The 314-nt window shown below is 59.6% G+C and carries 1 protein-coding gene; it reads right to left on the bottom strand.

The window, feature by feature from the left end; genetic code table 11:
* On the bottom strand, positions 1–126 hold a 126-nt coding region (locus tag EN852_RS38255), incomplete at its 3' end, for a DUF1344 domain-containing protein (protein ID WP_246694568.1).
* Positions 127–314: the final 188 nt, after the last annotated feature.

Genomic DNA, 314 nt, shown 5'->3' with positions numbered 1-314 from the left:
AATGCCTTCCGGCAGGGAGAACGTCTTGCCGTCGGAGAGCGTGATCGAATCGCCTTTCTTGTCGATGCTGGCGATCGTGCCGGTCGTCGCCTTCGCGTAGGCGACGTTGGCGGATGCGATCGCCATTATCATTGCTGCTGTGATGACGGATTTTTTCATCGTTCGGTTCCTTTCTCTCGTCTGCCGAGGACGGTTGCCCGGGGGCGGCTTCAATCCGGAACGCTCCAGCCCCGCCGGATCACGAATCCCGGAGCCAGGATGAAGCGAAGCGAAGCTTAGGGCCGGAAGTTTTCGAGAGGTTGGCCGTAGCCTTA

The sequence above is a fragment of the Mesorhizobium sp. M2E.F.Ca.ET.209.01.1.1 genome (assembly GCF_004010375.2).
Taxonomy (GTDB): Bacteria; Pseudomonadota; Alphaproteobacteria; order Rhizobiales; family Rhizobiaceae; genus Mesorhizobium.
This window is presented reverse-complemented; position numbering and strand designations above follow the sequence as displayed.